This window comes from Dyella ginsengisoli (assembly GCF_044904665.1).
Taxonomy (GTDB): Bacteria; Pseudomonadota; Gammaproteobacteria; order Xanthomonadales; family Rhodanobacteraceae; genus Dyella_A; species Dyella_A ginsengisoli.
Window position 1 is genome coordinate 700,227 of the sequence record NZ_JADIKM010000003.1, and the last position, 22,005, is coordinate 722,231.

General features: G+C 65.0%; 19 protein-coding genes. 6 read left to right on the top strand and 13 right to left on the bottom strand.

Annotation, left to right across the window (positions count from 1 at the left end; all coding sequences use genetic code 11):
* Positions 1–46 precede the first annotated feature (46 nt).
* The 3 genes from ISP17_RS13270 to ISP17_RS13280 all read left to right on the top strand — a co-directional run bounded on the left by ISP17_RS13270 (position 47) and on the right by ISP17_RS13280 (position 3,563).
* The gene (locus ISP17_RS13270) at positions 47–448 is read left to right on the top strand and encodes a VOC family protein (RefSeq protein WP_404633874.1); all 402 of its coding nucleotides are present in this window, start codon (positions 47–49) and stop codon (positions 446–448) included.
* A 74-nt stretch (positions 449–522) separates the two neighbouring features.
* Complete coding sequence (locus ISP17_RS13275) at positions 523–2,169, top strand: acetolactate synthase large subunit (protein ID WP_404633876.1); 1,647 nt, start codon at positions 523–525, stop codon at positions 2,167–2,169.
* Positions 2,170–2,171: 2 nt separating this feature from the next.
* Entirely contained in the window at positions 2,172–3,563 is a 1,392-nt protein-coding gene (locus ISP17_RS13280; RefSeq protein ID WP_404633878.1) for an aldehyde dehydrogenase family protein, read from the top strand.
* A gap of 141 nt (positions 3,564–3,704) precedes the next feature.
* Here the strand turns inward: ISP17_RS13280 and ISP17_RS13285 are convergent, their stop codons facing one another.
* From ISP17_RS13285 to ISP17_RS13300, 4 genes are read right to left on the bottom strand one after another with little or no spacing between them, the layout of a single operon-like run.
* Positions 3,705–4,664 (bottom strand): aldo/keto reductase, encoded by a 960-nt coding sequence (locus ISP17_RS13285; RefSeq protein ID WP_404633880.1) that lies wholly within the window; start codon positions 4,662–4,664, stop codon positions 3,705–3,707.
* Positions 4,664–6,115, bottom strand: a complete 1,452-nt coding sequence (locus ISP17_RS13290; RefSeq protein WP_404633882.1) for an efflux transporter outer membrane subunit — start codon at positions 6,113–6,115, stop codon at positions 4,664–4,666. Before ISP17_RS13290 ends, ISP17_RS13285 begins: the two co-directional genes overlap by 1 nt.
* A gap of 16 nt (positions 6,116–6,131) precedes the next feature.
* On the bottom strand, positions 6,132–7,628 hold the full coding sequence (locus ISP17_RS13295) for a DHA2 family efflux MFS transporter permease subunit (RefSeq protein WP_404633884.1): 1,497 nt from the start codon (positions 7,626–7,628) through the stop codon (positions 6,132–6,134).
* A complete protein-coding gene (locus ISP17_RS13300) occupies positions 7,625–8,953 on the bottom strand; it encodes an HlyD family secretion protein (protein ID WP_404633886.1) in 1,329 nt (442 codons plus the stop codon). The genes ISP17_RS13295 and ISP17_RS13300 overlap by 4 nt, the downstream gene beginning before the upstream one ends.
* Positions 8,954–8,961: 8 nt before the next feature.
* Between ISP17_RS13300 and ISP17_RS13305 the strand changes: the two genes are divergently transcribed.
* Both ISP17_RS13305 and mug read left to right on the top strand, forming a co-directional pair.
* Positions 8,962–9,591, top strand: a complete 630-nt coding sequence (locus tag ISP17_RS13305; protein ID WP_404633888.1) for a TetR/AcrR family transcriptional regulator — start codon at positions 8,962–8,964, stop codon at positions 9,589–9,591.
* A gap of 62 nt (positions 9,592–9,653) precedes the next feature.
* Positions 9,654–10,187, top strand: a complete 534-nt coding sequence (gene mug, locus ISP17_RS13310; protein WP_404633890.1) for a G/U mismatch-specific DNA glycosylase — start codon at positions 9,654–9,656, stop codon at positions 10,185–10,187.
* A 118-nt stretch (positions 10,188–10,305) separates the two neighbouring features.
* Here mug and ISP17_RS13315 read toward each other — a convergent pair whose 3' ends face one another.
* Together ISP17_RS13315 and ISP17_RS13320 are read right to left on the bottom strand one after the other, a co-directional pair.
* Complete coding sequence (locus ISP17_RS13315) at positions 10,306–10,554, bottom strand: hypothetical protein (protein ID WP_404633892.1); 249 nt, start codon at positions 10,552–10,554, stop codon at positions 10,306–10,308.
* 171 nt (positions 10,555–10,725) lie between these two features.
* Complete coding sequence (locus ISP17_RS13320; RefSeq protein WP_404633894.1) at positions 10,726–11,718, bottom strand: aldo/keto reductase; 993 nt, start codon at positions 11,716–11,718, stop codon at positions 10,726–10,728.
* Positions 11,719–12,047: 329 nt separating this feature from the next.
* Between ISP17_RS13320 and ISP17_RS13325 the strand changes: the two genes are divergently transcribed.
* Complete coding sequence (locus tag ISP17_RS13325) at positions 12,048–13,649, top strand: GH39 family glycosyl hydrolase (RefSeq protein WP_449757875.1); 1,602 nt, start codon at positions 12,048–12,050, stop codon at positions 13,647–13,649.
* A 48-nt stretch (positions 13,650–13,697) separates the two neighbouring features.
* Here ISP17_RS13325 and ISP17_RS13330 read toward each other — a convergent pair whose 3' ends face one another.
* From ISP17_RS13330 to ISP17_RS13360, 7 genes are all read right to left on the bottom strand, one after another.
* Positions 13,698–15,023, bottom strand: a complete 1,326-nt coding sequence (locus ISP17_RS13330; protein ID WP_404633896.1) for an outer membrane protein transport protein — start codon at positions 15,021–15,023, stop codon at positions 13,698–13,700.
* A 228-nt stretch (positions 15,024–15,251) separates the two neighbouring features.
* Positions 15,252–15,935, bottom strand: coding sequence for a PaaI family thioesterase (locus ISP17_RS13335; protein ID WP_404634324.1), 684 nt, complete (start codon positions 15,933–15,935; stop codon positions 15,252–15,254).
* Positions 15,922–16,137 (bottom strand): hypothetical protein, encoded by a 216-nt coding sequence (locus ISP17_RS13340; RefSeq protein WP_404633898.1) that lies wholly within the window; start codon positions 16,135–16,137, stop codon positions 15,922–15,924. The genes ISP17_RS13335 and ISP17_RS13340 overlap by 14 nt, the downstream gene beginning before the upstream one ends.
* Before the next feature lie 121 nt (positions 16,138–16,258).
* Positions 16,259–17,065 carry an oxidoreductase gene (locus ISP17_RS13345; RefSeq protein ID WP_404633900.1) on the bottom strand — a complete coding sequence of 269 codons (807 nt, stop codon included), beginning with the start codon at positions 17,063–17,065 and terminating at the stop codon, positions 16,259–16,261.
* A 41-nt stretch (positions 17,066–17,106) separates the two neighbouring features.
* The gene (locus ISP17_RS13350; RefSeq protein WP_404633902.1) at positions 17,107–20,169 is read right to left on the bottom strand and encodes an efflux RND transporter permease subunit; all 3,063 of its coding nucleotides are present in this window, start codon (positions 20,167–20,169) and stop codon (positions 17,107–17,109) included.
* Entirely contained in the window at positions 20,166–21,299 is a 1,134-nt protein-coding gene (locus ISP17_RS13355) for an efflux RND transporter periplasmic adaptor subunit (protein ID WP_404633904.1), read from the bottom strand. The genes ISP17_RS13350 and ISP17_RS13355 overlap by 4 nt, the downstream gene beginning before the upstream one ends.
* 83 nt (positions 21,300–21,382) lie before the next feature.
* Positions 21,383–22,000, bottom strand: a complete 618-nt coding sequence (locus ISP17_RS13360) for a TetR/AcrR family transcriptional regulator (RefSeq protein WP_404633906.1) — start codon at positions 21,998–22,000, stop codon at positions 21,383–21,385.
* Between the last annotated feature and the right edge of the window lie 5 nt (positions 22,001–22,005).

The following is a 22,005-nucleotide window of genomic DNA, read 5'->3' on the forward strand; positions in this document are numbered from 1 at the left end:
GGGCATGCGGTCCGGCCATCATGCAGGAGTACGGTCCGTGGCAGACATGAATCCCTACACCCTCGGTGTCGACCATGTCGGCCTCACCGTGAGCGACATCGAGCGCTCCCGCCGCTTTTTCGTCGAGTGCCTGGGATGGAAGGTGGTGGGCGAGAATCCCGCCTACCCGGCCGTTTTCGTCTCCGACGGCGCGACGCGGGTGACCCTGTGGCAGGCCGATGGCGACCGCGTCGCGTTCGACCGGCGCCGGAACATCGGCCTGCATCATCTGGCCCTGAAGATCGCGGACCTCGATGTCCTTTCGGAACTCCACGCGCGCGTCTCGGCCTGGCCGGATGCCGTGGTCGAGTTCGCGCCCGAGCCGGTGGGCAAGGGACCCAGGGTGCACTGCATGATTCGGGAGCCCGGCGGCGCCCGTATCGAGCTGGTCTGTACGCCGTCGGGCTGACGGTTCATGCCGGGATCACCGGCGGCGGCTCGCATGAAGTACACCGGGTCGCCTGGCTATCGTGGAGATAGGTCATGTTGAAAGCTTCGGATCTGTTCGTCGCCGCGCTCGAGAACGAGGGCGTGGAGCGCATCTTCGGCATCCCCGGCGAGGAAAATCTCGACCTGGTCGAGTCCATTCGCCGATCGTCGATCCAGCTGGTGCTGACCCGGCACGAGCAGGCCGCGGCCTTCATGGCGGCGACCTACGGCCGGCTCACCGGCAAGCCGGGGGTGTGCATCACCACGCTCGGCCCCGGCGCGCTGAACCTCGCGACGGGTGCGGGATACGCGCTGCTCGGCGCCATGCCGATGATCATGATCACCGGCCAGAAGGCGATCCGCTCATCGAGGCAGGCGCGGTTCCAGATCGTCGACGTGATCGCCACGATGAAGCCGCTGACCAAGCTGTCGCGGCAGATCGTCTCGCCCACCATGATTCCCGCCATGGTGCGCGAGGCGTTCCGCGTCGCCGCGGAGGAGCGGCCCGGGCCGGTGCTGCTGGAACTGCCCGAAGACATCGCCGCAGAGTCCTGCGAGGAGACCGCGCAGATTCCGGCGCATCCGATCGAGCTCCCCGTCGCGAGCACCGAGTCCATCGAACGCGCGGCGCAGCTGATCATGCAGGCGCAGGCCCCGCTGCTGATGCTGGGCGCGGCAGCGTCGCGTCCGCGCTCCTCGTCCGATCTCGCAACGTTCGTCCTGCGCACCGGCATCCCGTACTTCACCACGCAGATGGGCAAGGGCACGGTACCCGGCGGCAGCGAGCTCTACATGGGCACCGCGGCGCTTTCCGAGCGGGACTATGTGCACGAGGCGATCGAGCGGGCGGACTTGATCGTCACCATCGGTCACGACACGGTCGAGAAGCCGCCGTTCCTGATGGGCGCCAAAGGGCCGAAGGTCGTGCACATCGGCTACGAGCCCGCGCATGTCGAGCAGATCTACTTTCCCCAGGCCGAGGTGGTCGGCGACCTCGGTCCGTCGCTGCGGCAACTGGCCGATCGCGTCGAAGGGAACATCCCCAACGCGCAGGCGCTGTTGCCGCTGCGCGAGGGCATCCTGAGCCGGATTGCTGCACGCGCCACCGAGGATCGCTTCACGCCGCAGCGGCTGGTGCACGACGTGCGCGAGGTGATGCCGGCCGACGGCATCCTCGCCCTCGACAACGGCATGTACAAGATCTGGTTCGCGCGCAACTACCGCACGCAGGTCGCCAACACGCTTCTGCTCGACAACGCGCTGGCGACCATGGGCGCGGGCCTGCCCTCGGCCATCATGGCCGCGATGCTGTATCCCGAGCGCCGGGTGATGGCCGTCTGCGGCGACGGCGGTTTCATGATGAACAGCCAGGAGCTGGAAACCGCCGTCCGGCTCAAGCTCGACCTGGTGGTGCTGATCATCGAGGACCGGGCGTTCGGCATGATCCGCTGGAAGCAGGCGGTCGATGCGTTCCCCGACTACGGCATGACCTTCGACAACCCGGATTTCGTGACCTACGCGAAGGCGTATGGCGCGACCGGCACCCGGGTGGAAACGATCGACGAACTGCGCCCCACGCTGGAAAAGGCGTTCACCGACGGCGGCGTGCAGCTCGTCGTGGTGCCCATCGACTATTCGGAAAACAAGCGCGTGCTGGTCGACGAGTTGCAGCAGCGCCTGCCCATCCAGAAGGAGGCCTGACCATGACACGCCCTCTGCAGGTAGTGCAGGCATTCGACCGCGCGGTGATTACCGAGATTGCCGTCGACGATGCTGCCGCCCTCGAAGCCAGGCTCGCCACGGCCAGCCGCACGCTGCGCAACCGCGACGCGTGGCTGAAGCCCCATCAACGCAGTGCCGTGCTGCTGCGTACCGCCGAATTGCTGCAGGCACGGCAGGGCCATTTCGCCCGGCTGATCGCCCAGGAAGGCGGCAAGCCGCTGGTGGATGCGACCGTGGAGGTGATCCGGGCTGTCGACGGCTTGCGCAACGCGGCCGAGGCGATCCGGACGTTCGCGGGCCGCGAGATCCCGATGGGTCTGACGCCGGCCAGCGAAGGACGCTGGGCCTTCACCACCAAGGAACCGATCGGGGTGGTCGCGGCCATCTCCGCGTTCAATCATCCGCTGAACCTCATCGTTCACCAGGTGGCACCGGCGATCGCCGTCGGTTGCCCGGTCATCGTGAAGCCGGCCGCGGTCACCCCGTTGTCGTGCCTCGGCCTGGTGGAGCTGCTGCACGAGGCCGGGCTCGACGAGGCGTGGTGCCAGACCTTCATCACCGACGACAACGCGCTGGCCGAGCGTCTGGCCACCGACCCGCGGGTGGCGTTCCTGAGTTTCATCGGCTCGGCCAAGGTCGGCTGGTATCTGCGCAGCAAGCTGCCTGCCGGGACGCGCTGCGCGCTCGAGCATGGCGGCGCCGCGCCGGTCATCGTCGATCGCAGCGCGCCGCTCGATACGATCATCGAGCCGATCGTGAAGGGCGGTTACTACCACGCCGGCCAGGTCTGCGTTTCCACCCAGCGCATCTTCGTGCATGCGGATATCGCGGACGGCTTCATCGAGCGACTGGCCGCCCGTGTCCAGGCACTGCGGGTGGGCGACCCCTTGCTCGAACGCACCGAGATGGGCCCGCTGATCGCGCCGCGTGAGGCAGATCGCGTGCTGTCGTGGACGGAGGAGGCGGTGTCCGCCGGCGCGACGATCGTGGGTGGCGGGCGCCTGTCCGAGACCACGCTCGCCCCGGCCGTGCTGCTCGATTCGCCGACGGAAGCGAAGGTGTCGCAGCTGGAGATATTCGGCCCGGTCACCTGCGTCTACGGCTACCGGGATCTCGACCAGGCCATCGACGCCGCCAACGCGCTGCCCTTCGCCTTCCAGGCCAGCGTGTTCTCCTCGGATATCGCCCCGGCGATGCGCGCCGCCCGGCGCCTGGATGCGTCCACGGTGCTGGTCAACGACCACACCGCGTTCCGCACCGACTGGATGCCGTTCGCCGGTCGCCGGCAATCGGGCTACGGCGTGGGCGGCATCCCGTATTCGATGGAAGACATGTCCCAGGACAAGATGGTCGTGCTGCGCTACGAGGGTTAGCCCACCGGCTCCGCCCACCGCGGCGGTCCTGGCCGACGGCTTGCCCGCGCGGCAGGCCAGGGCGTCCAGCCCTTCTGCTGCCGGATGTGCAGCCTGCAACCTGACACCGATGCGGCCTCGACGGCCGCATCGGTGGCCGCATCAGCCGGCCTTGGGAACGAATCCCGGTACGCCGGTATCGACCACGGCATTCAGCCGGAACGTCGTCTCGATGCCGCTGCGCATCGCCTGCATGGCGTCTTCGGGCAAGGGCGAGATCGCGAAGTTCTCCCGGATGTGCTCGGGGTTGGTCGAGGTGGTCAGCAACGCACTGCCACGCTGCACGGCCCAGGCCAGTGCCACCTGCGCCGGCGTCCTGTCGAGCCGCTTCGCGATGGCCTTGATCACCGGGTCGTCGGTGATCCGCGGTTCCATGCCGTGGCCCAGCGGGGCGAACGCGAGCAGCACGATGCCGTGGGCCTGGCAGTACTCCAGCAGCTCCCACTCGGGCAGGTAGGGGTGGCATTCCACCTGCACCACGGCAGGCATGATCCGCGCCACCGCGACGATCTCCTTCAGCCGCTCCAGGCGGATGTCGGAAAGGCCGATGAAGCGACACTTGCCCTCGTCGACGAGCCGCTCCATCGCCCGCCATGTCTCCACCAGCGTCACTTCCCGGTCGTACGCGGGCTGGCCGTCCTCGTCGGTCGGATACTGTTCGTCGCCGGGCCGGAAGGCGTAGGGCGTGTGGACGAGGTAGCCATCCACGTAGTCGAGCTGCAGGCGCTTGAGACTCGCCTCGAGCGCGGGGCCGACCCGCTCCGGCCGGTGATTGTTGTTCCACAGCTTGGTGGTGACGAACAGATCCTCGCGCTTCACCGTGCCGGCATCGAAGGCCTCGCGCATCGCCTGGCCGACGATGTCTTCGTTGCAATAGAGCTCGGCGCAGTCGAGATGGCGAAAGCCGGTCTCCAGCGCCACCTTGATCGCCTGCCTTGCCGCGACGGGGTCGCGGATCAGGGTGCCGAAGCCGACCGCGGGCAGCGTTCCGGTTCCGTTGGCCAACGGGAGGGTGGTCTCATAAAGATGTTCTGCAGTTTGCATGTCGGTTCTCCAGGTCATCATTCGTTGTCGTGGGCCATCCTGCGCGCAAGAGCGCCATCGGAATGGCCACCCAGTGCGACGGAGAGCTGCGCCGTGTCGAGGTACTGCGCCGTCTTTGCGCGGAGCTGCCCGATCAAGGCGCGCTGGTAGGCCCGCTGGGCGTCGAGTACCTGCAGCAGCCCGGTCTCGCCCGCCTGGAAGCCCGCCTGGCTGATCCGCAGGCCGGTTTCCGCTGCGTTCAATGCGCGCTGCTGCGCCGCGTATTCCTCGTTGTCGTGATTGATCGCCTGCAGCAGGTCGGCTACCTGGCCCAGCGAGCGGATCACCGTTTGCCGGTAGACCGCGAAGCTGGCCTGGTAGGCGTCGACGGCGCCGCGGCGGTTCGCCTTGAGGGTACCGCCGTGGAAGAGCGGTGCGGTCAACGCCCCGGCGACACCCCAAAGCGTGCCTGCGCCCGGCCCGGCCCGGCTCACCGATGCGGAGAGCTGCAGGTGCGGATAGAGGTCCGCCGTGGCGACGCCGATTGCCGCGCTCGTCGCATGCAGTTCGGCCTCGGCCTCGAGGATGTCCGGGCGTCGACGCGCGAGCTCGGAGGGCAGGGTGAGGGGAAGCTCGGCCGGCAGCGCGAAATCGGACAGCGCGAAGTCCGGCGGCATCCAGTCGGCGGGACCTTTCCCCGCAAGCACGGACAGCGCGTGCCGCGCCGTATCCCGCTGCTGCGCCAGTGGCGGCAGCAAGGTCTGGTCCTGCGCGAGCTGATTCAGCGCGAGCGCGACATCCACCTGGGTCGCGCTGCCGTAGCGCTCGGCGGAGCGCACCAGCTCGAGGTTCCTGCGGTCGTCCGCCAGCAGCTCGTCGAGCGCGCCCATCTGTGCCCGCGCGGAGGCGAGCAGGATGGCCTGGCGGGCGACATCGCCGGTCACGGTCAGGTAGGCGGCATCGAATCGATGACGCTGCAGCTCGGCCAGCGCCGTCTGCTCCTCGATCCGCCGGCGGTTGTCGCCGAAGAGGTCGAAGTCGAAGCTGACCTGCGGGCCGACCGCGTACTGTGTGGTGGTTCCGTGCCCCGTGCGTTGGCGCCCGCCCTGGGCGGCGATATCCAGCTGCGGCAGCAGCGCACCACCGGCCGCGGCGACGGCTTCGTTCGCCTGGGCGATGGTCGCATCGGCAGCGTCGAGGTCCAGGTTGCCGGCGACCGCCTGGCGCATGAGCTGGTCCAGCTTCGGCGAGCCGAGCACTGTCCACCAGTCGTCGGTGGGCGCGCGATCCGCGTCGATGCGCTGCGCGCTGCCTGGCACGCCCGGCGCGGTGAGCGCCCGTTCGGCCTGCAGGTCGTAGTGGCGCGAGGCGGGTGCGGCCGGTCGCGAGAAGTCGGGGCCGACCATGCAGGCGGACAGGAGCAGGGCCGGGGTGGCAAACAGCGCCGCCTGGGCGACGCGCCAGGAAAGGGATGATCCAAACGGTTTCATGCGCGGCTCCGGCCTGTCAGAGGCGTTGGCGGGGTTTGCGGAGGAACAGGACGAGCGGGCTGGCCGCGAGCATCACCAGCATCAGCAGCTTGAACTGGCCGATCACCGCGATCAGTGCAGCCTGGCCGGTGACCATCTCGTTGACAGCGCCGAGCGCCGTCCCAGCGAGCGGGCCGGTCGCCTGCGCGGCGACGCCGTAGGGCCGCAGATGCCTGGCGAGCGCCAGGTGCATGGCCTGGGTGTTGTTGTAGAAGTAGATCTGCACGATCGCGACGCCGATCGTGCTGCCATAGAGCCGCGACAGGTTGAACAGCACCGTGCCCTCGGCACGGAACGTCGGGTCCAGCGTGCCGAAGGCTTCCCGCGTGAGCGCGGGCATCATCATGCCGAGGCCCGCACCCTGGAGTGCACCGGCGACCATCACCGGCATGCCATCCATCAGCGGCGAGTAACCGAGCATGCGCCAGTTGGCATAGATCACCAGCGCCATGCCGAAGGCCACCAGCAGCCGATTGTCGATCACCCGGGGCGCGCGCCAGGTCAGCATCAACGCGCCGATCAGCGCGGCGCCGCGTGGAATCGTGAGGTAGCCGGCGGTGTCGGCGGGGTAGCCGAGCAGTTCCTCCAGCATCGGCGAGGTCAGCGCCAGCGTCGGCAACAGCACGAAGCCGAAGGCGAAGAAGATGATCGCGCTGAGCCCGAAATTGCGGTCCCGGAACAGCGCCTTGTTGAGGAAGTGCTCCCGCCGCGTCAGCGCGTGCACGATGTACAGGTAGAAGCCCAGCGCCGAGACGACGGCTTCCACCCGGATCTCGGTCGAGGCGAACCATTCCAGCCGCTCGCCGCGATCGAGCAGCATCTGCAGCCCCGCGACGCCCAGGGTGAAAGTGAGCAGCCCGAAGACGTCGAGTGGTGGACCCTTGGCGAATTTCTTTTCGGGCAGGTACAGCCCCATGGCCGGCAGGATGAACGCGACCATCGGCAGGCTGAACCAGAACAGCGCATGCCAGCCGCAGGTCTCGCTGAGCCAGCCCCCGATGCCCGGCCCGCTGAGGATGCCGAGCAGCGAGGTCACGCTCCACACCATGCCGATCCGCCCGTGCCGCAACGGCGGCAGCTCGTCGAGCAGGATCGCCATGGACAGGGGCGCGAGCGTCGCGCCCGCGGCCCCCTGGAAGATGCGCGCGGCCACGAACTGCAGCGGTGTCGTTGCCAGCGTGTCGAGCACCAGCGCCATGCCGAACAGCACGATGGACGTCTGGAACACGGTCTTGCGCCCGAACCGCGCAGCCAGCCAGTGCATCAGCGGCATGACGATGGCGCTGGCCGCGATGTAGGAGGTGAAGACCCAGCCGATCTCGTCGTCGGTCATCGACAGGCCGCCCTGGATGTGCAGCACCGCGGCATTCGGCAGCGAAATGTTGACCGCCTGCATATAGGTCGCGAGCAGGGCGGCGGCGACGATGGCGCGATGGCCAACCGACGTCGTGCCCGGGGCAGGGGACGTGCTCACAGGCGTGCGTCCGCGACGGTCCCGGCCGGAGTCCGTTGCGCCCGGGTATCCACCCGTGCGGTCACGCTGATGCCGGAATACAGCGGCCAGCGCGCATCGGAGGCATCGAGTTCGAGGCGCACTGGCAGGCGCTGGACCACCTTCACCCAGTTGCCGGTGGCGTTCTCCGGCGGCAGCACCGAGAGATCCGACCCGGTACCGGGACTCATGCTGACCACGTGGGCGCGGAACGGGTGCCCGGGATAGGCGTCCACCTCCACGGTCGCGGGCTGTCCCGGGCGCATCCGGGTCAGGCCGGTCTCGCGGAAGTTGGCCTCGATCCACACGTCGCGGCTGGAGATCATCGAGAACACCGCCGTCCCGCCGTGGACGAAGTCGCCCACCTGGAGGTCATCGACATGGGTCACGATGCCGTCATCGGGCGCGACGACGTTGGTGTAGGACAGGTCCAGTTGTGCGCGATCCAGCTGGGCCCGGGCTTCACGTACCGCCGGATGCCGATCCACGTCGATGTCCGGATTGCCGTCCAGCCCGGCCACGGTCCGCGCGACCTGCTGCTGCACCGAGGCGAGGTGTTGCCGGGCGACCTTGAAGTCCGTCTCGGCGCGTTCATAGGCGGCGCGGGAGGCGAAGTTCGATGCGAGCAATCCTTTCTTGCGCGCGAATTCGCGCCGGTCGAAATCGGCCGCATCGTGGGCGGATTGGGAGTCGGCCAGTTGCTGCCGATAGGTCGCCTTCAGCGCCCGGATCTGCAGGCGCGCACTGGCCAGCCGCGCCTGGGCCTGGGCCACGGCGATCCGGTACGGCTGCGGATCGACACGAAACAGCAACTGGCCTTTGCGGACCCGCTGGTTGTCCTTCACCCGGATCTCCACCACCTGGCCGGACACCCGGGCGTTGATCGAGTCCCTCGCCGCGCGCACGAACGCATCGTCCGTCGAGACGTAGCGCATGCCGGCGAGGAACCAGACGGCACCGCCCAACGCCAGCACCACCGGCAGGGCAAGCATCAATGGCCAGCGCAGCCTTTCCTTCGTCGTGCGGGTCGCAGCCGCAGGCCCGTGCCCTGTGTCCGGAGCCTTCGTGTTGTCGTCGACTTCCTGATGCATGGTCTGGATCCGGTATCTCGAGTGAGTGACGCCGTCGCCGGCGCGGTGGAGGGGCGGCATCGCCACCGTGAGTGTCCTGCGTGCGCTGTGGCGCACTGAACTGCGCGATCCGGCGGCTTGCAGCCGCGCCTGGCGCAGGTGTCCGTCGGGGCGGACCGGGCGTTCGTTGAATTTTGTACGTAGACGTATAATATTCACGCCATCGACGGTCTTCAAGGGTTTTTATGCAGAATCGGACAAAAAAAGACGAGAGCGCACGCAAGCCCCGCGGGCGACCGCGTGCCTACGAGCCGGCGGCGGCGCTGCAACAGGCGACCGACGCTTTCTGGAAGACCGGCTATGCCGGCACCTCCCTCGACGACATCGCCGCGGCGACCGGCATGAACCGGCCCAGCCTGCGGGCCGCGTTCGGCGACAAGCGCGCCATCTACCTGAAGGCACTGAACGCGTACTGGGAGCTCAAGCTCGCCGCGATGCGCGACGCACTGCAGGGCGACCGACCGCTCGAGCAGGCACTGATGAGCGTCTACGACGCGGCACTGTCGATCTATTTCTCCGGCCGCGGCCGGGCGCGTGGGTGCTTCGTGGTGGGAACCGCCGTCACCGAAGCGGTGCACGATGCGGAGACCCGCAAGGTGGTCAGCGAGGGGTTCCGCAAGCTCGATGCCGACTTCGCCGCGCGTCTGCGCCTTGCGCAGGAAACCGGCGAACTCAAGCGGTGCGCCGACCCTGAGGCACTGGCGATGCTCGCCACCGCCACGATGCAGACGATGGCCATCCGGGCGCGTGCCGGCAGCTCCCGTGCAGACCTGCGGCGGTTCGCCGAAAAGGCCGTCGCCGTGATCTGCGGATAAGCGGGCCCCGCGCACCATGCCCGCAAGCACTCCCGGAGCCGGCCGCACCGCCGCGTCGAGCCATGGCTGACGCGCTGCCCGACCTCCTCGCCGAAGGCCTGGCCGTGGTGTTCTGCGGCATCAACCCGGGCCTGCATGCGGCGGCCAGCGGGCACCACTTCGCGGGCCGCGGCAACCGCTTCTGGCAGACCCTGCATCTGGCCGGTTTTACCGACCGACGGCTGCGCCCCGAGGACGACCGCCTGCTGCTGGACTACCGGTGTGGCCTGACCTCGGTGGTCGAGCGGCCCACGGCGCGCGCCGACGAACTGTCGACCGCGGAATTTCTCGCCGCCGCCGCCGTCCTCGAGCAGAAGATCGCCCGCTACCGCCCCGGCTGCATCGCCTTTCTCGGCAAGGTCGCGTACGGCACGCTCTCCGGGCGAACGGCCGTCACGTGGGGACGGCAGCCGGAAACGATCCACGGCAGTACCGTCTGGGTGCTGCCCAATCCGAGCGGGCGCAATCGCGCCTTCGGCCTGGCCGGGCTGGTGGACGCCTACCGCGCGCTCCGCCTTGCCATGTGTGTGTCGACGGCGAGCGCTCCCGCCGTGTGAGCAGGGATGCCGGCGCTGCCGCCGTCCCATCAGGAACGTAAGGCCTCTCCAGGTGTGGACGGTCGTCCCGGGTACTGCCGCGGGGCAGGGCAGTGACACCGATCGGTGTTGCGGCCGCTCAATATTTCAGGTTCAGCTCCGGCACCCGCTTCTTGTGGATCTCGAACAGATCCAGGAACTCCTCTTCGGTCAGTTCGTCAGGGGCGTACACGGCGACGGGGTCCCACACACGGTCGGTCGGCTGCGGTCGCCGCGGGCCGCCACGCAGCGAGAACGGACGTCCATCGTAATCGAGCAACTCAGGCGCTTCCTCGATGTGCTCGATCCTCGCGTCATCGGGACTGACAAGAAAAACGGTGAAGATCATCGGTGGCTCCCGGGGTGGGCTTCACGCAGGAAGGGCCGGCATCATGGGCTCGTGCGCGTTAGAAAAAAGTGCTTTCGGAGCCGCACCGGACAAGGTACGCCAGGGAGCCAGCGCTGGCCGCGCGAAGGGCGCCACGGGCACGGCCCTCATGAGCGCACGGGCGCCCCGGAGCTATTGACGGGTTTGTTTTTCGAGGTGCGCCGGATAGCGCTCGCCGTGTACGGGGACGCTGTCCAGCACACGCTGGATGTCCTGCAGGTCTTCGCGGGTCAATTCGATCTCGGCCGCAGCGAGGTTTTCTTCGAGACGGGACAGCCTGGTGGTACCAGGGATCGGCACGATCCACGGCTTCCTGGCCAACAGCCAGGCGAGAGCGACCTGGGCGATGGTGGCCCGCTTGCGTCGTGCAATACCGTCAAGCGCGTCGATGAGCGCCTGGTTGGCCTTGCGGGCTTCCTCGCCAAAGCGGGGGAGTCGGTTGCGAAAATCGTTCCGGGCGAATTGGGTGCCGGCATCGATGGCACCGGTGAGAAAGCCCCGTCCAAGAGGACTGAACGGCACGAACCCGATGCCCAGTTCCTCGAGCACGGGCAGGAGCTCGCCCTCCGGTTCACGCCACCACAGCGAGTACTCGCTCTGCAGCACGGCCACCGGCTGCACCGCATGTGCGTGACGCACGGTGTTCGCGCCAGCCTCCGACAGGCCGAAGTGCTTCACCTTGCCTTCCGCGATGAGGTCGCGGACCGTGCCGGCGACGTCCTCGATGGGCACGTCCGGGTCCACGCGATGCTGGTAGAACAGATCGATTCGGTCGGTCTTCAGGCGAGCCAGTGAAGCCTCGCAGACTTCCCGGATGTGCGCGGGCCGGCTGTTGAGGTTGCTGCGCCGGACACTCGCGTCACCGACGGCGAAGCCGAACTTGGTGGCGATCACCACCTCATCGCGCATGGGCTCCAGCGCCTCACCCAGCAACTGCTCGTTGGTATACGGCCCGTAGATCTCCGCGGTGTCGAACAAGCTGACCCCGCGATCGACAGCCGCCCGGATCAAGGTGATGCCCGCCTTCGTTTCGACGGGCTCGCCATAGGCGTGGGTCAGCCCCATGCAGCCCAGGCCGATTGCCGATACCTCAAGCCCACTGCGGCCAAGCGTGCGCAGATGCATGCGACTCTCCCTTCCGGAAAATTGAGGGACTGCGAGCGCTGGTAAACCTAACACGGTCCGGAGAGGAGCGATTAGGGTTGGTTATCGGGGGTGGCCAAGGCTCGTCAGCCCTGGCCATCGGTGAACGTCTGGTCGGAGCAGCTCCCCCCGACACACTGCGGCACACCGATCAGATCACGCGGAGCAATCCCTGCACCCCGAGGGCTTCGTTGCGAAATTGGTCACCCTTCATTGTGATTATTTGTTTGATCGCGCCGATGGAACAGCTGGCGCTGCCGTACATGAAAGAATGCGGCGGACGTCCGACCGAAGCGTGGAGGTGGCACAGGATGCGATCGCGGGATCTGTTTGGAAAGTGCTTGCGCTATGGCGTACTGCCTGCGCTGGTGACCGTGTCCACGGTCGCGGTTCCGAAAGCGATGCCCATGCAGGTCTCCCGGACGGTTATCGTGGACACCGCCAAGGCGGACCGCCCGCTCGACCGCTTTTTCAATTTCTCGGTGGGCTCAGACTTCCCGGGGACGCTGATGCGTCCCGACTCGCAGGCGCAACTGCGGACAGCGGTCGATGAGCTTGGATTCCGCTATATCCGCTTCCACGCGATCTTCCACGATGTCCTCGGCACGGTCAGGACCGTCAACGGCAAGACGGTCTATGACTGGAGCAAGATCGATCGGCTCTACGACGACCTGTTGAGCAAGCGCATCCGGCCCTTCGTCGAGTTGGGCTTCACGCCCGAAGCGCTGGCGACGTCGGACCAGACGATCTTCTACTGGAAGGGCAACACCTCGCATCCCAGGCCGCAAGGCTGGCACGATCTGGTCGACGCCTTCATCCGGCACCTGGAGGCGCGCTACGGCCCTGCCGAGGTGCGCCGCTGGTATTTCGAGATCTGGAACGAGCCCAATCTGGGCGACTTCTGGCAGGGAGCCGACCAGCAGGCCTATTTCCGGCTCTTTGACCTCACCGCCCGCACGATCAAGGCGATCGATCCTAATCTTCAGGTGGGAGGCCCCGCCACCGCGGGCGCAGCGTGGGTTCCGGAATTCCTAGCCCATGCGGCCGCCAACCATACCCCGGTCGATTTCGTCACGACGCACAGCTACGGCGTCGACGGCGGCTTCCTCGACGAGCACGGTCAGAGCGACACCAAACTCTCGACCAACCCCGACGCGATCATCGGCGATGTCAAAAAGGTACGCGCGCAGATCGCCGCTTCGGCGTTTCCAACGCTGCCGCTTTACTTCACCGAATGGAGCAGCAGCTACACGCCGCGCGACGCGGTGCACGACTCCTATATCAGCGCTCCCTACATCCTGTCGCGCCTCAAGGCGGTGGAGGGCGATGTCCAGGGCATGAGCTACTGGACCTATTCCGACCTGTTCGAGGAGCCCGGACCGCCCACCGCGCCTTTTCAGGGCGGCTTCGGCCTGATCAACCCCGAAGGGATCCGCAAGCCGGCCTTCTTCGCCTACAAATATCTGAACGCGCTCGAGGGGCGAGTCATTCCCACCAGCGACTCCCAGGTCATGGCGACGACTGGCGGCGGCGATACCGAGGTGCTGCTGTGGAATTGGCAGCAGCCAAGGCAATCGGTGAGCAACCGGCCGTTCTACACGAAACTGGTGCCGTCCACGCCCGCGCCGCCGGCCCATATCCGCTTTGAACACCTGAGGGCGGGAACCTATCACCTGCAGGCGTTCCGCACGGGCTATCGGCACAACGATGCCTATTCCGCCTATATCGACATGGGCATGCCTAAGACATTGGATCAATCGCAGCTGCGCAAGCTGGAGCGGTTCACTCGCGACCTGCCCGTCATCAACCGCACTGTGACCGTCAGCAGCAACGGTCGTTATGAGATCGACCTGCTGATGCAGAGTAACGATGTCGTCCTCGTGAAACTTTCATGGGTGCAATCGACAAAGTAGGAATGACCGGATCTTGGGTGACCTCAAGGATGAACTGCGAAGGTGCGCTCAGAAGCTATAGGACAGGGCGAGCGCGATGACGTCACTGCTGAGGTCATACGAGCCGTTCAAGCTGCTTCCGGTTACCGAAGTTAATTCAACTTTTGGGGTATCGAGGAAGAGGTGCGTATAGCCGACGCTGTATTCAAGCGAAGGCGATGCCTTCCATGTGGCGCCAACGGAGAGCCAGCGTCGATTTGTATCGGGTACCCGGACATCGCGAGTCCTGCTTGTCACCGGCGTCTGGTCGTAGGCCACGCCAGCACGCAAGGTAAGGCGGGCACTGAGGGCGTATTCGGTACCGATGGCGCCGAAAGTTGTGTCGCGATAACCGAAATGAAGGTTCTGCGTTGGCTGAGCCGACGCAAAGTCCAGGCGAATGTCCTTGAACGCGCTCCACTCAGTGCGGCTCAGGTCGGCCATGACAGCCCAGCGGCCATTGATTTGCTGGGTGAGGCTGACGGTCCACATGGCGGGCAGCTTGAGCTCGGTGGTGGCGGTGGTGTTGACGAACCAGCCAGGGCGGGCGGCTGCAAGAATGGTCTTGGGCACCTGCGGAACGTCAAATTTGACCGTGACGTCGTTGACCTTATGGTTGACTTCGGAGCGATACGCGAGACCGATGCGGGTATCGTGCGTTGGCGTAAAGAGCGCGCCGACGGTGTAGCCCAAAGCGTTGTCGGTAGCATCGATGCGCGTATGGCCATCCGCGCTTCCGGGGGTGAAGCCTGGGACACCAGACGAAGCGAGAATGGCGCCGAAGTCGACCGCATCATTCAGCCTTGCCTCCACGCGCTCGGTGAATACGGAGCCGCCAAGCGAAAAATATGGGTTGATGTCGTAGGAGAACGAGGCGCCGAAGTCGACCGCGTTGAGCTCCGTCTTGATACCGTGATAGCGACCGACCCATGACTGATCGTATTCGGTCTTGAAGCCAAACGGCGCCGTCAGCGAAAAGCCGAGATGCATCTGTGCACCAAGCGGCATGTGGAAGTACAGCGCCGGAACCGCAGCTGTCGCACCCGCATTGCCGCCATTGCCACCACTCAACGGGCGACCCAGCGTGTCCGCACCAGATCCATGGAAGCGAACCGAATAGTCGATACCGGACAGATCCGCTTGGAACACTCGCCCCCCAAGTAGGCGCATTGCTGCCGGGTTGTCCGCGATGACCGAGGCGTCGCCTGATGCGCTGATCGAGCCGGCAAACGCACGACCCTGGGCCTTCGCGCTCTTCTCTTTTAGCTGGAAGGCTGCGGCGTGACCTGCACCAGGGAGCAGCGTACCCGCGATGGCAACTGTCAATGCGAGTCGAATATGGCGCGCGATGAGCATGAATGGTCCTCGGTTTAGTTGATGTGTGCGCACCAGATCCGGCCCGGCAAAGAACTCCGCGGACGGCAAGTGCGATTGATTGAACGGGTGCTGCGTTTCGGCAGTGATAGCGACTTTCAGTTCAAGCCCGGGACAGAGGATCCGAGACCTCCCGGACATGCTCTCGACGCTCACGTGGCCAACTCAGGGAACGATTCATGACATCGAAGTCAGCGTGCGCTACGTGCATCAGCCTGGTGCTACGTCGAACACAAAACACGTCGTGGTCGCGTGTGCGTAAAGCTTGCCGGACGCGTCGGTGACGCGGGCCTCTGCCGTGGCGAGCTGGCGCCCGTCATGAATGACGGAAGCGACCGCCCGCAACGGACCGGTCTTGTGCGATGCCGGCCGCACGATGTTTATGCTGAGCTCGGCCGTCGTGTAGGAACGTCCCGGCGGAAGCGTGCTCTGAACCGAGCACCCCATGGCCGAGTCCAGCAACGTGGCAAACCAGCCGCCATGAACCGAACTCAACGGGTTGTAGTGCACACCCAGCGGAATGCCTTGGAACACGGCGCGACCGCGTTCGACTTCCAGCAGCACCATGTTCATGGTTTCGTTCATCGGTGGGTATGGCAACTCCCCCGACATCATGGCCTGGAGTATCTCAAGGCCACTCTTGCCCGCTAGCAATTCCACACGAGCAAGGCCAGGCCTTCCTCCGCCGGCTATTGAGCGTTCCCGCGCAGCGTGCTGCTGGGCGATCCAGTCATTATTTGTCGATGCGCTCATGAATTCCCCCGATAGCCCGACACGCCCGATGCTACGGTCTGCGATTAAGCAACCCTTGTTACCGCGAGGTGATGCCGGCCATACACGTAAGACCACCGACTTCGGCAGCTCAAATAATCTGCGCAATCTACGTCGGTCCATCCCCGGCTGGCGGCCCACCAGAAGACTGGAGCTTGGCTACCTCACGCTCCAAGCTGGTAACGCGCTTTTCGAAATAATCGAGGGTCCCTTCAAAGTAGGGCGGCGATTCGAACATCATGATCAGGTTGAGAATGCGTCGCCATACGGACACCTTGCTGACGCCTTCCAGGCTTCTTTCGAATCCACCGGTATCGTTTGACATATCAGCTCCGAAGCGATGCATGTGATTCAACCCGTTAGTGGGCTGGCGGAAATTTCAGGTCTCTGCCCTCGGCCGGGAAAGCTTGGAGCCGATGGAGAGCCTCAATGTCCAGCGTGGGCGCTCAGCCGAGGCCAAATGTTTTCCTCAAGCCCTTTTCGACCGGGCCTGCTGGCATGAAGCGACGCAACTTGGCCAAGAGGGAGGCTTCTCCACGCGGCGTGCGCCGCATCTTCCATACCCCCAGGGCGGCATCGACGATGGTTTCGGCGACGGCGTCGGGCTCCGGTGCCTTCTGGACGGCACTCTGGATCGCTTGGGAGACGACGCCTCGCTCCTTGTCGTAGGCAGCAATCCGGACGGCTGTCTGCGGCGCGTTCAGATCCAGATTGGTCTTGGTGAAGGAGGGCTCGACCAGCGCGACGCGCACGCCGAATTGCCGCACCTCGTGATCCAGGGTTTCGGACAGCCCTTCAACAGCATGCTTGGACGCCGAATACAGCCCCATATACGGGGCAGGTAGAAAGCCGAGCACTGAACTCACATTGACGATGCGACCAGCACGCTGCTCACGCATCTGCGGCAACACGGCCTTGGTTGTGCGCAGGAGACCCAACAGGTTGGTGTCGAAGATCGTCTCGGCCTCGGCAATAGACGTTTCCTCCGTCGCCCCCAGCAGTGTTACCCCCGCGCTGTTGACCAGTACGTCGATACGCTTGGCTTGGGTGATGACCGCCTGGATCCCGTGCTCAATGGAAGCCTCGTCACGAATATCCATTTGCACGAGCGTGACACCGGGTATCACCTTTGCTGTTGCAATGTTGCGGACGGTGCCGAACACGCGGCATCCCTTGGCAGCGAATTTCATCGCAGCGGCGCGCCCGATGCCTGATGAAACACCGGTAATCAAAACTACTTTTGATGTTGACATGGCGGTTCCCTTACGAAGAGGAGAGGTGAGGCGATGAACGATCAGCCTTGCGCAGGGGCCGGCCGAATCTTGAACCAGATGGAATACATGGCCGGAAGAAACACCAAGGTCAGGATCGTTCCTGCAAAGGTTCCACCGATCAGTGTGTAGGCCAGGGTTCCCCAAAATACGGAGTGGGTCAGGGGAATGAAGGCGAAGATCGCCGCCAGCGCGGTCAAGATGACCGGCCGCGCACGTTGCACGGTGGCCTCGATCACAGCATCGAAAGGCGCCAGTCCGGCTTCTGTGTTGTCCTTGATTTGCCCAACCAGGATCAGGGTGTTTCGCATCACGATGCCCGAGAGTGCAATCAGGCCAACCAGCGCGTTGATACCGAATGGCTGATTGAACAACAGCAGGGTAGGAACGACGCCGATCAAACCGAGCGGACTGGTCGCAAACACCATGACCATGGTTGCGATCGAGCGCACCTGCAGAATGATGATGAGGAGCGTCGCCGCGATCATGATGGGCAGGAGCGGCACGATGGCTCCGCTTGCCTTGCGTGACTGTTCGATGGAGCCCGCTTCTTCGATCCGATAGCCATCCGGCAGCTTGGCGATGATCGGCTGCAGCTGCTTCAGCACCGCCGTCGATACGTCGGGTGGCTGCAGTCCGGTGGCAATGTCGCCACGCACGGTGATGGTCGGCGTACGGTCTCTCCGGCGAAGAACGGGGTCCTCCATCTGGACCTTCACGGACCCGACCTGCGAGAGCGGAATGCGCTGCCCCGATGACCCCACCAGCGTGAAGCCGTTGATCTTCGCCGGATCCAGACGGATGTTGCCCGCTGCGCGCGCCACCACCTGCGCCGACCGAATGTCCTCGCGAACGGCAGTGACTGGGACGCCACTCAAGAGGAACTGGAGTTGCTGGGCAACGGCACTCGAACTCAGCCCGACTGCCTGTAACCGATCCTGATCCAGGGTGATGTGCAAGGTGGGAACGCGCGGGCCCCAGTCGGTATTGACCGTACGCATCATCGGGCTGGCGCGCATGACTGCCTTCACCTGCGCAGCGATTGCGCGAAGTTTCTCTTCGTCCGGGCCCATGACACGAAAGGCCACGGGAAAGGGCGAGGGAGGGCCGAACACGATCTGGGTGACGCGCACGCGCGCCTCGGGTGCCAGCCCACCGGCGATGGCCTGGCGCAGCTTAAACTTGAGTGCGTCCCGCTCCTTGTCGTTGCCCGTGAGCACAACGATTTTAGCGAACGACGGATCGGGCAACTCGGGTGCCATCGCCAGGAAAAAGCGAGGGGCACCCTGGCCGATGTAGGACGTGACGACCTTTGCCGCCTTTTGCTTCGCCAGCCAGGCTTCGACCTTGGCCGTTGCTGCGCTGGTTTGCTCAATCGAGGTGCCATACGGCATCTGCACCTCGACAAGCACTTCCGGCCGGTCCGACGTCGGGAAGAACTGCTTCTTGACCAGCCCCATGCCGACGACGGCCAGCACGAGTATTCCGGCCACTGCTCCGGCCACCCACCATTTGCGAGCGATGACCCGACCCAGAACGCGGCGGAAACGGTTGTAGTTCGGCGTGTCGTAGATAGTCTTCTCGCCACCTTCGATCTTCGGTATGTCCGGCAGCAACTTCACACCAAGGTATGGTGTGAAGACCACGGCGACGATCCATGACGTGATCAGCGCGATGCCCACGATCCAGAACATGTTGTGGGTGTATTCGCCGGCTGTGGAGCGAGCGAAGCCGTTAGGCAGAAAGCCGACGACCGTGACGAGGGTGCCGGCCAGCATGGGGGCGGCCGTGTGGCTCCACGCATAGGCGGATGCCTGGACCCGGCTATAGCCTTCCTCCATCTTCACGACCATCATCTCGATCGCGATGATGGCGTCGTCGACGAGCAGTCCTAGGGCCAGGATCAGCGACCCAAGGGTAATGCGGTCGAAGTTGTCTCCCGCAGCGGCCATGACGACGAACACACCCGCCAGTGTCAGCGGGACGGCCGCTGCGACCACAACACCGACACGCCAGCCCATGCTCAGGAAGCAGACAACCATCACTACCAGCAAGGCGACGAAGAACTTGACCATGAACTCATTGGTCGCTGACTTGATGTTGACGGATTGGTCGGTCACTTTCGTAAGGCTCGCCCCTAGCGGCAATCCGCCGTTGATCTTGGCGACCTCCTGATCCAGCGCCTTGCCCAGGGTCAGGCCGTTCCAACCGTCACGCATCACGATGCCAAGCAACAGCGCCGGTTCACCGTCGTTGCGGACCAGGAAAGTCGCCGGGTCCTCGTAACCTCGCTTCACTTCGGCCACATCCGACAGCTTGAGCGTCCGCCCGTGCGCGACGATCGGCGTATCGCGGATCTGCTGCAACTTGTCGAAAGCGCCGTCCAGACGAATGAAGACTTGCGGCCCCTGGGTGTCGATGGAGCCCGCCGGTGTGAGGAGGTTCTGGCCGTTGAGGGCCGCAAAAATTTCTTGTGGCGAGACGCCCAGCGTTGCCAGGCGATCATGGGAGAAGGACACAAAGATGCGTTCGGGGCGTTCGCCGATGAGGTTGACCTTCTCCACACCCGCGACATGAAGCAGGCGCTGGCGCAAGGTCTCCGCTTCGCGCACTAGCAGCCGTTGCGGTTCCCCCCGGGCCTTCAAGGCGAACAGTGCGAAGGTCACGTCCGAATATTCGTCGTTGACCATCGGGCCGATGACGCCCGCCGGCAAGTCTGGCGATTCGTCATGGATCTTCTTGCGTGCCTGGTAGAACTGCTCCTGCACTTGCGACGGCGGCGTGTTGTCGCGCAGCTCCACCACAGTGAAGGCCAGGCCGGGGCGGGTGTACGTCTCCGTGTGGTCGTACCAGCGCAACTCCTGCATGCGCTTTTCCAGGGGCTCGGCGACCTGATCCTGCATTTCCTGAGCGGTCGCCCCCGGCCATGCGGTAACGACGGTCATCTGCTTGATCGTGAATGGCGGGTCTTCCGCACGCCCCAGCTTGAGGAAGGCGATGACACCTGCCACGGAGATCAGGAGGATCAGGAAAAGCGTGACCGAGCGTTCGCGCACGGCGAGCGCGGAGAGGTTGAATCCACTCATTTCAGCAGACCCCCGCGCTCAACAACCGCCGCCGTTTCGGTCGCGAGGGATACGGGCCGGATTTTCTCGCCGTCGTGCAACAACTGGGCGCCAAGAGCCACGACCTGATCACCCGCGACCAGGCCATTCTGGGTGGGGGCGATGAGCGCCGCGGCATCCGTCAGACCGAGCACGCGGACCGGGCGCCACGTAACCAGTGCTGGCTTGCCGGTCACCAACCAGACGCCAGGGCCCTTTCCTTGATCGAAGACAGCGCCGATCGGAACCTGAATGCCGAGACGCGCGCCTCCCTGCTTGGCAGGTATCCGAACGGTCACCGTTGCGCCAAGAGGTGCACTGGCAAGCGCTCCCTCCAACACGTATTTCGCCTCATAGGTGCGTGTCAGGGGGTCTGCGGCACCCGAGAGTTGCCGCAAGCTTGCTGCTGCCGGCAGTAGGGACTGACCATAAAGCGATGCCTCGGCCTTGGAGCCAATGGCCGGTCGCAGCGTTTCGGGAAGATCGACGGTCGCCTCCCGCGGGCCGGCATGGGCAAGGCGTACTACGACTTGCCCTGCGCTGACGACTTGGCCCGGCTCCGCCAACGTATCCACAACGATACCGTCGGCATCTGCCCGCAACTCCGAGTAGCCGGCCGAGTTCTTCGCGACACCCGCCTGCGCTTCGGCAGCGGCGAGCTCGGCCCGGGCGGAATCGGCGGCCGCCTTGATCTGGTCGTAGGTCGATGCCGAAATGGCACCAGCAGCCACCAGGCCCTCATAGCGCGCCTCATCGTCGATCGCACGCTTCGCCCGGGCACGAGCCGCAGCGACCGATTCGCTCCGCGCGGACGCATCCAGACGCAGGTCGATCGGATCAATACGCATCAGCACCTGGCCCCGCGTGACCGACTGCCCCGCGTCAACCAGCCGCTGCAAAACCTTTCCCGAGACTCGAAAGCCCAGGTTGCTCTGCACGCGGGCAGACACGACACCAGTGAAAGACAGGGTCTGTGCAGACGCCGACACCGCGGGCGCGACCCCGACCATGGGTGTTTCAGTGCGTGGGTCTGGAGCACTTCTCCCGCCACACGCCGTCAACACAAGCGGCAGCAGGCAGATGACGAATGAAGCAAGTTGGCGACGACGCATAGGGTCCATTCCCAAATGGGGTAGGACCGCATCTTCGTACTAGTGACTATTGAAGTCAATAGTCACTAGTCATCATCACTGGGCTACGGCGCCAGGCTACGCAGGATCAGACTCGAAAGCTGACCAGTGGCCTCTGTGGCGAGGTCCAGGTTGTACTGCAGCAGCAGCGGATCGACATACGGGCGCATCACCAGGTAGATGGCGTTGGTGGTCTCGTCCAAGGGGGTCTTGCGCTCGAATTCACCTGATTCGCGCCCTTCGAGGATGACCTGGGCGACCAGCTTTCTGATCTGATCCTCATAGGTCCGCACCGATGGCCACGGCCCGCTGGCTGCCGCCGCCGCAATGTCATAGAGCTTGCGTTCGTGGAAGAACAAGGTGGTACCACCCTCGACAAGCGCACCAAACATCCGGCGCAGACGCTCAGAAGCGGTAGGGGCTTCGGATAAGGCTTCGTCCACTCCCTGCATGATCATGCTCAGGCGGTTGGCGCAGATGACCTCACCGATCGCTTGCTTGGAATCAAAGAACTTGTAGATGTAGGCCTTGGAAAAGCCGATGGTCTTGGCCAGGTCCGAGACGGTGGTCTTCTCGTAGCCGTAGTGGCCGAAGTGCTCGGTGGCCGCTTCGACGATCTGGGTGCGGACGTCATGGTCCGATGGCCCTCGCGATGGCGGGGCGACAGGAGAGGTCTTTTTCATCTGAT